This is a genomic window from Anaerosacchariphilus polymeriproducens, assembly GCF_003363435.1.
GTDB classification, from domain to species: domain Bacteria; phylum Bacillota; class Clostridia; order Lachnospirales; family Lachnospiraceae; genus Anaerosacchariphilus; species Anaerosacchariphilus polymeriproducens.
Genome location: NZ_QRCT01000016.1, coordinates 81,410 through 95,793, shown reverse-complemented (window position 1 = coordinate 95,793; position 14,384 = coordinate 81,410). Strand labels below are relative to the sequence as shown.

The 14,384-nt window shown below is 35.3% G+C and carries 8 protein-coding genes; all 8 read left to right on the top strand.

The annotated features are described in order from the left end of the window. Positions 1–83: 83 nt before the first annotated feature. The 8 genes from gltB to guaB all read left to right on the top strand — a co-directional run bounded on the left by gltB (position 84) and on the right by guaB (position 14,341). Positions 84–4,637, top strand: coding sequence for a glutamate synthase large subunit (gene gltB / locus DWV06_RS06640; RefSeq protein WP_115481400.1), 4,554 nt, complete (start codon positions 84–86; stop codon positions 4,635–4,637). A 14-nt stretch (positions 4,638–4,651) separates the two neighbouring features. Further along, the gene (locus DWV06_RS06635; RefSeq protein WP_115481399.1) at positions 4,652–6,145 is read left to right on the top strand and encodes a glutamate synthase subunit beta; all 1,494 of its coding nucleotides are present in this window, start codon (positions 4,652–4,654) and stop codon (positions 6,143–6,145) included. Positions 6,146–6,447: 302 nt separating this feature from the next. Continuing rightward, positions 6,448–8,388, top strand: a complete 1,941-nt coding sequence (gene iolD, locus DWV06_RS06630; RefSeq protein ID WP_115481398.1) for a 3D-(3,5/4)-trihydroxycyclohexane-1,2-dione acylhydrolase (decyclizing) — start codon at positions 6,448–6,450, stop codon at positions 8,386–8,388. A gap of 121 nt (positions 8,389–8,509) precedes the next feature. Continuing rightward, the gene (locus DWV06_RS06625) at positions 8,510–9,472 is read left to right on the top strand and encodes a DUF4349 domain-containing protein (RefSeq protein WP_115481397.1); all 963 of its coding nucleotides are present in this window, start codon (positions 8,510–8,512) and stop codon (positions 9,470–9,472) included. A gap of 11 nt (positions 9,473–9,483) precedes the next feature. Next, complete coding sequence (locus tag DWV06_RS06620; protein WP_115481396.1) at positions 9,484–10,485, top strand: zinc dependent phospholipase C family protein; 1,002 nt, start codon at positions 9,484–9,486, stop codon at positions 10,483–10,485. Positions 10,486–10,677: 192 nt separating this feature from the next. Continuing rightward, positions 10,678–10,962 (top strand): co-chaperone GroES, encoded by a 285-nt coding sequence (locus DWV06_RS06615; RefSeq protein WP_115481395.1) that lies wholly within the window; start codon positions 10,678–10,680, stop codon positions 10,960–10,962. Positions 10,963–11,039: 77 nt separating this feature from the next. Next, entirely contained in the window at positions 11,040–12,662 is a 1,623-nt protein-coding gene (gene groL, locus DWV06_RS06610) for a chaperonin GroEL (protein WP_115481394.1), read from the top strand. 224 nt (positions 12,663–12,886) lie between these two features. Beyond that, positions 12,887–14,341: an IMP dehydrogenase gene (gene guaB, locus DWV06_RS06605; protein WP_115481393.1), complete on the top strand. Its 1,455-nt coding sequence runs from the start codon at positions 12,887–12,889 to the stop codon at positions 14,339–14,341. Positions 14,342–14,384: the final 43 nt, after the last annotated feature.

Genomic DNA, 14,384 nt, shown 5'->3' with positions numbered 1-14,384 from the left:
AGTAGTTAGTGCAAAAATAAATGAAAAATAAAAAAATATATCATTTAAAACAACAAAAAAGAAATAAAAGAAAGGACGAGACTATGGTTGGACAATTTAACAAAGCCAAGACTCGTTATCCGGGACTTTATGATCCTAGATTCGAGCATGACAACTGTGGTATTGGTGCAGTTGTAAATATCAAAGGTGTGAAGACGCACCAAACAGTGGAAGATGCACTGAAGATTGTTGAAAATTTAGAACATAGAGCAGGCAAAGACGCCGAAGGTAAAACAGGTGATGGAGTAGGAATCTTATTACAGATTTCACACAAATTTTTCTCCAAAGCTGTGAAACCTCTCGGTGTCTTTTTAGGTTCAGAAAGAGATTATGGAGTTGGTCAGTTTTTCTTCCCTCAAGATGAGTTGAAAAGAAATCAGGCTAAAAAGATGTTTGAGATTATTGTTGAGAAGGAAGGAATGGAATTTCTCGGATGGAGAGAAGTACCTACAGAACCTGCAACATTAGGAAAAAAAGCAGTTGACTGTATGCCATATATAATGCAGGCGTTTATCAAGAGACCAGCAGATGTGAAACAGGGATTGGAATTTGACAGACGACTTTATGTTGCAAGAAGAGTATTTGAACAAAGCAATGAAGATACCTATGTCGTTTCGTTATCAAGCAGGACTATTGTATATAAAGGAATGTTTCTTGTAGATCAATTACGTTTATTTTTCAAAGATTTACAAAGTCCAGATTATGAATCTGCAATTGCAACGGTTCATTCAAGATTTAGTACAAATACCAATCCAAGCTGGGAAAGAGCGCATCCAAATAGAATTATCGTACACAATGGAGAAATTAATACAATTCGCGGAAATGCCGATAAAATGCTGGCTAGAGAAGAGACCATGGAATCTGAGTATCTAAAACATGAATTGCATAAGGTGCTTCCTGTTATCAATGCAGAAGGTTCTGATTCCGCAATGCTGGATAATACTTTAGAATTTTTGGTAATGAGCGGCATGGAGCTTCCTTTGGCAGTTATGATTACGATTCCGGAACCTTGGGATAATAATGGTACGATGTCTCAGAAGAAAAGAGATTTTTATCAGTATTTTGCAACTATGATGGAACCATGGGATGGACCGGCATCAATTTTATTTAGTGATGGTGACATGATGGGCGCCATTTTAGACCGTAACGGGTTAAGACCATCCCGTTATTATATAACAGATGATGATAGACTGATTTTATCATCAGAAGTAGGTGTTTTAGATATTGATCCTACAAAGATTATAGTGAAAGAAAGATTACGTCCGGGAAAAATGTTGTTGGTAGATACGATTCGTGGAAAAGTAATTGATGATGATGATCTGAAAGAAGAATATGCAAATAAGCGTCCATATGGAGAATGGTTAGATAGACATTTGATTTCATTGACAGATATACCAATTCCAAATCAAGGTGTTCCAAAGTTAGAAGATAAAGAAAGAGCAAGAATGCAGAAAGCGTTCGGCTATACGTATGAAGAGTTTAAATCTTCAATATTGCCAATGGCTGAGACAGGAAAAGAAGCGATTAGTGCAATGGGAATAGATACACCGATTCCGGTACTTTCCAATCAGAATCAGCCATTATTCAATTATTTTAAACAACTGTTTGCGCAGGTTACCAATCCACCTATTGATGCGATTCGAGAAGAAATCATTACTTCTACTACTGTATATATAGGAGAAGATGGAAACCTTTTGGAAGAAAAGGCGATTAACTGTCAGGTGCTGAAAGTAAATAATCCAATATTAACCAATACGGATATGTTGAAAATTAAGAACATGAAGGTTCCTGGTTTTAAAGTAGAGGTTATTCCTATTATTTATTATAAGAATACAAGTCTTGCAAAAGCAATCAATCATTTATGTGTGGAAACAGACAGGGCATACCGTGAAGGTGCAAATATTCTGATTTTATCTGATAGAGGCGTTGATGAGAATCATGTTGCTATTCCTTCGTTGTTAGCAGTATCAGCACTTCAACAGCATTTGGTACAGACGAAGAAAAGAACATCTGTGGCTATGATTTTAGAAAGTGGAGAACCTAGAGAAGTTCATCATTTTGCAACCTTGTTAGGCTATGGTGCGTGTGCAATCAATCCATATCTGGCACAAGAAACGATTAAGCAGTTAATTGAAACGAATATGTTGGATAAAGATTACTATGCAGCTGTTAATGATTACAATAGTGCGATTCTTCATGGTATAGTAAAAATTGCATCCAAGATGGGGATCTCAACAATCCAATCCTATCAGGGAGCTCAAATATTCGAAGCAATTGGTATAGATGAAGAAGTGATTGAAAAATATTTCACAAATACGGTAAGCAGAATTGGAGGAATCAAAATTCAAGACATTCAGGATACAGTAGAAAAATTACATTCTACAGCATTTGATCCGCTGGGACTTGAGTTAGATTTGACTTTGGACAGTATTGGTCAGCATAAAATGAGAAGTGGTGCAGAAGAGCATCTTTATAATCCACAGACCATCCATCTTCTACAAGAAGCAACAAGACGTGGAGATTACAATTTATTTAAAGAGTATACGGCGAATTTAAATGAGGAAACAAGGACATCCAATTTAAGATCGTTATTAACCTTTAATTATCCCAAAAAGGGAATACCAGTTGAAGAAGTAGAAAGCGTGGCTTCTATCGTACAAAGATTCAAAACAGGTGCTATGTCATATGGTTCTATTTCACAAGAAGCTCATGAAGCATTAGCGATTGCAATGAATCAATTAAAGGGAAAATCCAATTCGGGTGAAGGTGGAGAAAGTTTAGAAAGACTAACGGTTGGTCCAAATGGTGTGAATCGTTGTTCTGCAATTAAGCAGGTTGCTTCCGGAAGATTTGGTGTAACTAGTAAGTATTTAGTTAGTGCCAAAGAAATTCAGATAAAAATGGCACAGGGAGCCAAGCCGGGTGAAGGAGGACATTTACCAGGTAAGAAAGTATATCCGTGGGTTGCGAAGACCAGACATTCAACTCCGGGCGTAGGGTTGATATCCCCTCCACCACATCATGATATTTATTCAATTGAAGACTTGGCGCAGCTTATTTACGATTTAAAAAATGCTAATAAAGAAGCCAGAATTTCTGTGAAATTAGTTTCAGAAGCAGGAGTAGGTACCGTAGCAGCCGGTGTTGCGAAAGCAGGTGCGCAGGTAATTTTAATTTCAGGTTATGATGGAGGAACGGGAGCTGCACCTAGAAGTTCGATACAAAATGCAGGACTTCCATGGGAGCTAGGACTGGCAGAAACACATCAAACATTGATTATGAATGGTCTTCGTAACAAAGTCCGTATTGAGACAGACGGTAAACTAATGAGCGGTAGAGATGTAGCAATAGCAGCCTTACTGGGTGCCGAAGAGTATGGATTTGCGACTGCTCCACTTGTAACATTAGGATGTGTTATGATGAGAGTATGTAATCTGGATACTTGTCCGGTCGGTGTTGCGACTCAGAATCCTGAACTAAGAAAGAACTTTAGAGGAAAACCGGAATATGTAGTAAACTTTATGCAGTTCATTGCACAAGAGTTAAGAGAATACATGGCGAAACTAGGTCTTCGTACCATTGATGAATTAGTAGGAAGAACTGATTTATTAAAGGTAAAAGATAATAGAAGTGAAAGAACTGCAAAAGTGGATTTGTCTCGTATTCTAAATAATCCATTTGTGGGACAAAATGAAAGAGTTACTTATGATCCAAAACAGGTTTATGATTTTAAATTAGAAAAAACATTAGATGAAAAAGTTTTATTGAAAAAGTTAAAACCAGCTCTGGATGCAAAACAAAAGAGAAGTATTGAAATAGATGTTACCAATACGGACCGCGCGTTTGGAACGATTTTTGGCTCAGAAATCACTAAGAAATATTATGATACATTAGAAGCAGATACTTATACAATAAAATGTAAAGGTGCAGGAGGACAAAGCTTTGGTGCCTTTATTCCGAAAGGACTTACGCTTGAATTAGTAGGTGACAGTAATGATTATTTTGGAAAAGGACTCTCAGGAGGAAAGTTGATCGTTTATCCACCAAGAGGAATTAAATTTAAACAAGATAAAAATATCATTATCGGAAATGTAGCTTTATATGGTGCGACTAGCGGAGAAGCTTATATCAATGGTGTAGCCGGGGAACGTTTTTGTGTTAGAAATTCAGGAGCAAAAGCGGTTGTCGAGGGTGTAGGCGATCATGGATGCGAATATATGACAGGCGGTTGCGTTGTAGTATTAGGAGATACAGGAAAGAACTTTGCTGCTGGTATGAGTGGCGGAATTGCTTATGTTTTGGATGAGAAAAGTGATTTATATACAAAAATCAATAAAGATATGGTTTCATTAGAAGAAGTAAGTTCAAAATATGATGTACTTCAGTTAAAAGATATGATTAAAGAACATGTGGCATTAACTAATTCTGAAAAAGGAAAAGAAATCTTAGAAAACTTTGGTGATTATCTTCACAAATTTAAAAAGATCCTTCCTCATGATTATGCACGTATGCTTCATACTATCATGGTAATGGAATCGAAAGGTCTTTCAAGAGAACAAGCTCAAATAGAAGCATTTTATGCGAATGCGAAAGGATAGGAGGAAAAAGAATAATGGGAAAACCAACAGGATTTATGGAATACAAAAGAGAAATTAGTAAAGCCGAAAAACCAAAAGTCCGTATAAAACATTTTAATGAATTCCACGTATCCTTACCAGAAGAAAAACAACAGTTACAGGGTGGGCGCTGTATGGAGTGTGGTGTACCATTCTGTCAAGCAGGTACAATGATTATGGGAATGGCTTCTGGCTGTCCATTACATAATTTAGTACCGGAGTGGAATGACCTGGTTTATCGCGGAAATTGGGAAGAGGCTTTCAACCGTTTGAAAAAGACGAATAATTTTCCTGAATTCACTTCAAGAGTATGCCCTGCATTATGTGAAGCAGCTTGTACCTGTTCTTTGAATGGGGAAGCTGTTGCCACAAAAGAAAATGAGTATGCAATTATAGAAAATGCATATGAGAAAGGGTATGCTAAGGCAAATCCACCAAAAGCAAGAACAGGAAAGAAAATTGCAGTCATTGGTAGTGGACCTGCCGGTCTTGCAACGGCAGACCAGTTGAATAAAAGAGGACATTCAGTGACAGTATATGAACGAGAAGACCGAGTTGGCGGATTATTAATGTATGGAATCCCTAATATGAAATTAGAGAAACATATTATAGATAGAAAAATTGATGTAATGCAAGAAGAAGGCGTTAAGTTCGTTACTGGCGTGGAAGTTGGTACCGATTTGAAAGCATCTAAAATACTAAAAGAGTATGACCGGGTCGTATTGGCTTGTGGTTCTGCAAATCCAAGAGATATTAACGTACCGGGCAGAGATGCAAAAGGAATTTATTTTGCAGTCGATTTCTTGAAATCAACGACTAAGAGTTTGCTTAATTCCAATTTAGCAGATAATAAATACATTTCTGCAAAAGGGAAAAAAGTGATCATTATTGGAGGCGGTGATACCGGAAATGATTGCGTGGGAACTTCAATACGTCATGGAGCAGCGTCAGTAATACAATTAGAAATGATGCCGAAACTTCCGGATAAACGTACTGATTTAAATCCGTGGCCGGAGTGGCCCAGAGTCTGCAAAACAGATTATGGTCAGGAAGAAGCGATTGAGGTATTTGGAAAAGATCCGAGAATGTATCAAACAACAGTAAAAGAGTTTGTGAAAGATAAAAATGGAGCTTTATCAGCAGTAAAAATCGTGAAACTGGAGAGCAAAATTGATGAAGCTACCGGGCGCATGAATATGGTGGAAATAGCCGGAAGTGAGATGACATTAGAAGCAGACATAGTATTAATTGCTGCTGGCTTCTTAGGTGCTCAAAAATATGTAACCGATGCATTTGGCGTTGAATTAGATGAAAGAACCAATGTAAAAACAGAACAAGGCAGATATAAAACTAATATAGAGAATGTATTTGTGGCAGGAGATATGCATAGAGGTCAGTCATTAATAGTATGGGCTATTCGAGAAGGAAGGGAAGTAGCGAAAGAAGTTGATTTTAGTTTGATGGGCTATACAAATTTATCAGTTCAATGATGAATAAATAATTACAAACAGTTTATTATAATAGTGAATTAAGAGTATAATCTCTTGGAACCCTTAAGGCGGAAGAATGAAGCTGGTTTCAAGAGATTTTATTTATATTTGTTTTGGGCAAATCCATAATACATGACCAAAATATAATCAAAACATAATTAACAAAAAAGCATTTATAGTGGTGTTCCTATTGACAATTGTGTATCTGTTTGTTATACTCAATTTAAAATACACAGGGGTCTTTGCGCCCAAAGTGAAAGAAGCATATTATATAATTTATATTACTTTAGGAGGGTTTCTAGATGAGTACAGTACGTTTAACAGCTAGTCAGGCATTGATTCGTTTTCTTGAGAATCAATATGTAAATTTCGATGGTGAAGAGACTAAATTTGTAAAGGGTATGTTTTTATTGCCGGGACATGGAAATGTTATCGGACTTGATAATGGTATCGATGAAGAAATTAAAGATATCGAATTATTTCAGGGGAAGAATGAACAAGGGCAGGCACATGTTGCCATGGCATTTGCGAAACAAAAACATAGAAAACAAATTCTTGCTGTTTCTTCCTCAGTAGGACCTGGAGCATGTAATATGATTACATCTGCCGCTACTGCAACAGCAAATAATATTCCAGTTTTATATATTCCTGGTGATATCTATGTTTCACGTCAGCCAGACCCTGTTCTTCAGCAAATGGAACAACCATATGACTTATCTATTTCAACAAATGATGCATTTCGTGCAGTATGCCGTTATTGGGATAGAATTCAACGTCCGGAACAGTTAATGACTGCGATGATTTCAGCAATGCGTGTATTGACGGATCCGGCTGATACAGGTGCTGTTTGTATTTGTATGCCTCAAGATGTACAAGGGGAAGCTTACGATTATCCGGAATATTTCTTCCAAAAGAGAGTGTGGAGAATTGAACGTCGTCCGGTAGCAGATTATTCAGTGCAAGAAGCTTGTGATGCGATTATGGAAGGTAAAAAACCTATAATGATCTGTGGTGGAGGTGTCCGTTACTCAGAAGCAGCAGATGTATTCTTGAAATTTGCTCATGAATTTAATATCCCATTTGGAGAAACGCAAGCGGGTAAATCAGCGATTGAATGGACAGACGAATTAAATATGGGTGGTATTGGTATTACAGGAACCGGTGCAGCGAACGAATTAGCTCATAAAGCTGATTTGGTAATTGGTGTAGGTACACGTTATACAGATTTCACAACTGCTTCAAAATGGTTATATACAAAAGCTCAAAAATTCGTTAATATTAATGTTTCAGAATTTCAAGCTTTCAAAATGGATGCAGTTCCAGTAATCGCAGACGCAAAAGTTGCTTTAGAAGCAATTGCGGCAGAACTACGTAAGAGAGGTTACAAAAACGAATATACATCAGAAATCAAAGATGCAAAAGATGCTTGGGTTAAAGAACTTGATCGTCTTGATAATATTGAATATACAGGGAAAGACTTTGAACCTGAAGTAAATGATGAAAACCGCGAGTGTATTGAGCACTTTATAGAAGCTAATGAATCTTGTTTAGCGCAGACTACTGTTTTGGGTGCTGTCAATCGTCTAATTGCAGATGACAGTATTGTAATATCAGCAGCAGGATCTCTTCCGGGAGATATGCAGAGAATGTGGAGACCATCTGTGAGAAATACTTATCATATGGAATATGGTTATTCTTGTATGGGATATGAAGTATCAGGTGCTTTAGGAATTAAATATGCCTGCCCTGATAAAGAAGTATATGCTATGGTTGGTGACGGTTCATTCAATATGTTACATTCAGAGTTGATCACATCTATTCAAGAAGGTATGAAGATAAACGTAGTACTATTTGATAATGCTGCTTATGGATGTATTAATAATGTTGAAGTATTACAAGGTAATTTGACCCGTTTTACAGAAATGAACATGCGTGCCGAAGGTGCTCCACATGATGGAATGCATAAAGGAAAAGCGTTTACAATTGACTTTGCCGGTATCGCTTCTGCATATGGTTGTGATGTTTGGAGAGTTAAAACAATGGAAGAATTAGAAGCTGCAATCGAAGCATCTAAAAAATCAAAAGTTTCTACACTAATTGATATAAAAGTTCTTCCAAAAACTATGTCTGAAGGATATCAGGCTTGGTGGAGAACTGGAGTTCCAGAAATTGCGAAACGCGAACAAGTGAAAGCTGCAAGAAAAGATCTTGATCAAAAATTATCAGAAGGTCGTCAATATTAGAAATATTAAATTTAATTAATGGGGTTGTCGCAAAAATTGCGGCAACCTTTTTGTGCTAAGTCAAATTATTCTTTTAAGTAAATGTAGAATGTAGTATTATTTTAAAAAGGAGGTAATTGATATGAAATGGAAATTAAGGAAAAAGTTACTAATAATAGTTGGAATTTTGAGTATACTATTAGCAGGGTGTTCAGGTACAAATAGTAAATCAGAGGAACCAATTACAGACAAGGCGACACAAGCTGAAGAAGCTGGGTTTGAACAAGGAGGCTCTACAGCATCTACAGCAGATATAGCGAAAGAACAAGCATCAACAAATGATAAGTCTGGATCAACGAAGGAAGGAGTGAAAACTCAAGATACGAAAAGAAAATTAATAAAAAACGCTGATTTGAGTGTTGAAACGAAAGAGTTTGACGATTTTATAAATAATTTAGAAAAAGAAATTAATACTCTAGGTGGTTATACACAGTCTTTGGATATGCAGGAAAATGGAAAAAAATCAGTAGATAATCGTTATGCGACTATTGTAGCCAGAATTCCAGTTGAAAAGTTATCAGATTTTATCAATAAAGTCTCAGATACTGGTAATTTGACGGATAAAAACATAAATGTAGAAGATGTTACACTTCAATATGTAGATATGGAAAGTCACAAAAAAGCTTTAGTAGTTGAGCAGGAACGATTATTAGAGATTCTTAAAAAGGCTGAGAAATTAGAAGACATCATTGCAATTGAAAACAGATTATCAGAGGTTAGATATCAGATAGAATCCTATGAGTCACAAATGCGCACTTATGATAACCAAATAAATTACAGTACAGTTACCATTAAAGTAACAGAAGTAGAAAAAGAAACACCAGTCAACAAGCAGACATTTTTTGAAGAAATAAAGATAGGTTTTGTTAACAACACAGATAAAATTGCGATTGGAATAAAAAGTTTATTTATATGGTTTATTGTAAATATACCATATTTTGTAATATTAGCAATTATAACTGTTGTAATTATAATTCTTATTAAAAAGTATTCAAAAAAAGGAATGATACAGAAGAACGAAGAAATAAAAGAAAAAAAGAAGTAAGGAGATAATTTATGCCTGGATTTATCATGCACTATTTATATGGTATCAAATGTGTGAAAGAATTTCAAGCACAGTATTTGGAAAAAGATATTGAAAAGCATAAAGGGGTATTTGCATTAGGAACTCAAGGCCCCGATTTGTTTTTTTATCATTTCCCCTCAAAATTTTTGTATGAACAAAATCCAGGCTCTATTATGCACAAAGAAGAAAGTGGAAGATTTTTTTTGAATTTCATTCGTAATATTGATATCATGTCCGGTGAAAAAAAAGAAACAGCTATTGCCTATTTATGTGGTTTTTTAGCACATTATTCATTGGATCAGTATTGTCATCCGTATGTATATGCAAGAACAGGCTATCATGGAAATGAGAAGGGTTATTTAGGAAGGCATATAGCGTTTGAAACTCAAATGGATATAGAGATTTTGAAAAGATTAACTGGAAATAAGCCATCCGCTTTTTCTCAAGTAAAAGTAATAAAGATGAACTTATATGAAAAGAAAGTTGTTGGAGATCTCTTATATAAAACGTTAATACAGACATATTCTAATAAAAAAATTCACTACCTGACAGCTCTGAGTGCTGTTTATATGTTTGGTTGGGCTTTAAGAGTCATACAAGACAAGAACTGTTGGAAGAAGCCTTTGGTCGGAAAAATAGAGAAAAAATTTTATGGCTATGAAACAATTTCTGCACACATTATGAATGATAAAGTGGATGATTCAAAACTAAATCAGAATGATGTATTGAATCTGCAAAAGAATAAGTGGCAGCACCCATGGGACGATAGTCTGGTCTCGGATGAATCTGTTATTGAGCTATGGAATAAAAGTAAAAATTTTTATGAGAAATTAATGAAACCTTTAGAAGAATATTTTTTTTCAAGTAAGGAATCTGATAATTCTTATTTATTAAATACGTTACTCGAAAGAATTGGAAATAAATCTTATCATACCGGATTTGACTGCGGTTTTAAAAATTATAAAAAAAATATTAAATCAAGTAAATTGTGATAAAGTGAGAAAAAGAGAGTAAAATATTAAAAAAAGAGAGTATTATAGAGTAAATAAATAAAAATGAGGTAATTGAAGTAGTTGCAATAAAGAAACAAATTAACTAATATATGATTACCGGTTAGCACTCGCTTTAAAAGAGTGCTAATAAATAAGAAAATCGAAAAAAGAAAGTAATAAGGAGGAATAATAATGAAATTAGTACCATTAGGAGACAGAGTTGTATTAAAACAATTGATAGCAGAAGAAACAACGAAATCTGGGATTGTCCTACCAGGACAGACCAAGGAAAAACCTCAACAGGCTGAAGTTGTAGCAGTTGGTCCTGGAGGAGTTGTAGATGGAAAAGAAATCAAAATGGAAGTTAAAGTTGGAGATCAGGTCATTTATTCTAAGTATGCTGGAACTGATGTTAAAATTGAGGATGATGAGTTCATTATTGTGAAACAGAATGATATCTTAGCAGTTATTCAATAATTTCATGTTATATTTCCAGAAATATTAATTTATAAAAACTAAAATGAAAGAATTAATTATATAGGAGGAAGATTATAATGGCAAAACAACTTAAATATGGTGCAGAAGCTAGAGCTGCGTTAGAAACAGGTGTAAATCAATTAGCAGATACAGTTAAAGTTACATTAGGACCAAAAGGAAGAAATGTAGTATTAGATAAATCATTTGGAGCTCCACTGATTACAAATGATGGTGTTACAATAGCAAAAGAAATTGAATTAGAAGATGCTTTTGAAAATATGGGAGCTCAATTGGTAAAAGAAGTTGCTACGAAGACGAATGATGTAGCAGGAGATGGTACAACAACAGCAACTGTATTAGCGCAGGCAATGATCAATGAAGGCATGAAGAATCTTGCTGCAGGTGCAAATCCAATTGTACTTAGAAAAGGAATGAAAAAAGCAACAGAAGTTGCAGTTGAATCCGTTCTAAAAATGGGAAGTACATTGAACGGAAAAGAACATATTGCACGTGTTGCAGCAATTTCTGCCGGTGATGATGAAGTTGGAGAATTAGTTGCAGATGCAATGGAAAAAGTTTCAAGAGATGGTGTTATCACAATCGAAGAATCCAAAACAATGTTGACGGAATTGGATTTAGTTGAAGGTATGCAGTTTGATAGAGGATATATCTCAGCTTATATGGCAACAGATATGGATAAAATGGAAGCACTTTTAGAAGATCCATATATTTTGATTACAGATAAGAAGATCAGTAATATTCAAGAATTACTACCTCTATTAGAACAAATCGTACAATCCGGTTCTAAATTATTAATTATTGCAGAAGATATTGAAGGTGAAGCTTTAACAACATTGATCGTAAATAAATTACGTGGAACATTTAATGTAGTAGGAGTGAAAGCTCCTGGGTATGGTGACAGAAGAAAAGCAATGTTAGAAGATATTGCTATCTTAACAGGTGGCCAGGTAATTTCTGATGAATTAGGATTAGACTTGAAAGAAACAACTTTAGAACAATTAGGTCGTGCTAAATCAGTAAAAATTGCGAAAGAATTCACAGTAATTGTAGATGGTGAAGGAGAAAAATCAGCAATTGATGCAAGGATTAAGCAAATAAAAGGACAAATTGAAGAAACTACTTCAGATTTTGATAGAGAAAAATTACAAGAAAGATTAGCTAAATTATCTGGTGGAGTAGCTGTTATCCGTGTTGGTGCTGCTACAGAGACAGAAATGAAAGAAAGCAAATTACGTCTTGAAGATGCTCTTGCTGCAACAAAGGCAGCTGTAGAAGAAGGTATTATAGCAGGTGGAGGATCTGCATATATTCATGCGGCAAAAGAAGTTGCAAAATTGTCAGATACATTAGAAGGAGATGAAAAGACAGGAGCGAAAGTAGTATTAAAAGCATTAGAGTCTCCATTGTTCTACATTGCTGGAAATGCTGGTCTTGAAGGTTCAGTAATTATTAATAAAGTAAAAGAATTAGAACCAGGATTTGGATTTGATGCGTATAAAGAAGAATATGTTGATATGGTAAAAGCAGGTATTCTTGATCCTGTAAAAGTTACTAGAAGTGCATTGCAAAATGCAACTAGTGTAGCAGCAACATTCTTAACAACAGAATCTGTAGTTGCAAATATTAAAGAAGATGCTCCGGCAATGCCAGCTGGTGCTCCAGGAATGGGTATGATGTAATTTCATAGAATAAATGAAAACTGTCGTAGGGAGTTTCCCGCGGCAGTTTTTTGGTTACAATATTAAAAATTGTATTAAGTAAAATTTTGCACCAATGAGAGTGCGAAAAAAGTAAAATTATTGTTAAAAATCTTTATTGACATGCTGTTAAAATTTTGTTAAACTTGTGAACAATAATCTGATTTATTAAAACGTATTTAAATAGAAGAAACGGAGGATGAACGATGGGAACAATTATAGGTGAAGGAATTACTTTTGATGATGTGCTTTTGGTTCCGGCGTATTCAGAAGTAATTGGAAACCAGGTTGACCTAGCAACAAATTTGACAAAAAAAATTAGACTTAACATTCCTATGATGAGTGCAAGTATGGATACCGTTACTGAGCATAGAATGGCGATAGCAATGGCTAGACAAGGTGGAATAGGTATTATTCATAAGAATATGTCAATCGAAGCGCAGGCAGATGAAGTAGACAAGGTGAAACGATCGGAAAACGGTGTTATTACGGATCCTTTCTATTTATCACCTGAGCACACATTACAGGATGCAGATAATTTAATGGCAAAATTTAGGATTTCCGGTGTACCTATTACAGAAGGAAAAAAATTAGTTGGTATTATAACAAATCGTGATTTAAAATTTGAGACAGACTTTTCTAAAAAAATAAAAGAGTCCATGACTTCTGAAGGTCTCATCACTGCCAAAGAGGGAATAACTTTAGAAGAAGCAAAAGAAATTTTAGCAAAGGCAAGAAAAGAAAAACTTCCTATCGTAGATGATAATTTTCACCTAAAAGGTCTTATTACAATAAAAGATATTGAAAAACAGATTAAATATCCATTATCTGCCAAAGATGATCATGGAAGACTTCTTTGTGGAGCCGGAGTAGGTATTACAAATAACATTATGGATCGTGTTGATGCATTGGTGAAAGTGCAGGTAGATGTTATTGTTATAGATTCAGCCCATGGTCATTCCGCCAATATTATTAATACAATAAAAATGATAAAGAGTAAATATCCGGAATTACAAATAGTCGCAGGTAATATTGCAACTGGTGAAGGTACAAGAGCATTAATTGAGGCAGGTGCAGATGCGGTCAAAGTTGGTATTGGACCGGGTTCTATATGTACGACACGTGTAGTAGCAGGCATTGGTGTTCCTCAGATTACTGCTATCATGAATAGCTATGAGATTGCCAAAGAATATGGAATACCAGTAATTGCGGATGGTGGTATCAAATATTCGGGAGACATGACCAAAGCCATTGCTGCAGGTGCCAGTGTATGTATGATGGGTAGTATTTTTGCAGGTTGTGATGAAAGTCCCGGAACCTTTGAATTATTCCAAGGTAGAAAGTATAAAGTATATCGTGGAATGGGATCTATTGCAGCTATGGAAAATGGTAGCAAAGACCGTTACTTCCAAAATGATGCAAAAAAATTAGTTCCTGAAGGTGTAGAAGGTCGTGTAGCTTATAAGGGTACTGTAGAAGACACAGTATTTCAGTTAATAGGAGGTCTTCGTTCGGGTATGGGATATTGTGGAACGAAAACCATTGAAGAAATGAAATGTAATGCAAAATTTGTTAAAATAAGTGCTGCTTCTTTAAAAGAAAGTCATCCTCATGATATACAAATTACAAAAGAAGCTCCAAATTATAGTACAGATCAATAAGTAATAAAAAAAACCAGTTCCGAAACTAAAAAAGCCTACGGAA

Coding starts and splice junctions, on each gene's coding strand:
- gltB (WP_115481400.1), top strand. CDS start 84: ATGGTTGGACAATTTAACAAAGCCAAGACTCGTTATCCGGGACTTTAT.
- DWV06_RS06635 (WP_115481399.1), top strand. CDS start 4,652: ATGGGAAAACCAACAGGATTTATGGAATACAAAAGAGAAATTAGTAAA.
- iolD (WP_115481398.1), top strand. CDS start 6,448: ATGAGTACAGTACGTTTAACAGCTAGTCAGGCATTGATTCGTTTTCTT.
- DWV06_RS06625 (WP_115481397.1), top strand. CDS start 8,510: ATGAAATGGAAATTAAGGAAAAAGTTACTAATAATAGTTGGAATTTTG.
- DWV06_RS06620 (WP_115481396.1), top strand. CDS start 9,484: ATGCCTGGATTTATCATGCACTATTTATATGGTATCAAATGTGTGAAA.
- DWV06_RS06615 (WP_115481395.1), top strand. CDS start 10,678: ATGAAATTAGTACCATTAGGAGACAGAGTTGTATTAAAACAATTGATA.
- groL (WP_115481394.1), top strand. CDS start 11,040: ATGGCAAAACAACTTAAATATGGTGCAGAAGCTAGAGCTGCGTTAGAA.
- guaB (WP_115481393.1), top strand. CDS start 12,887: ATGGGAACAATTATAGGTGAAGGAATTACTTTTGATGATGTGCTTTTG.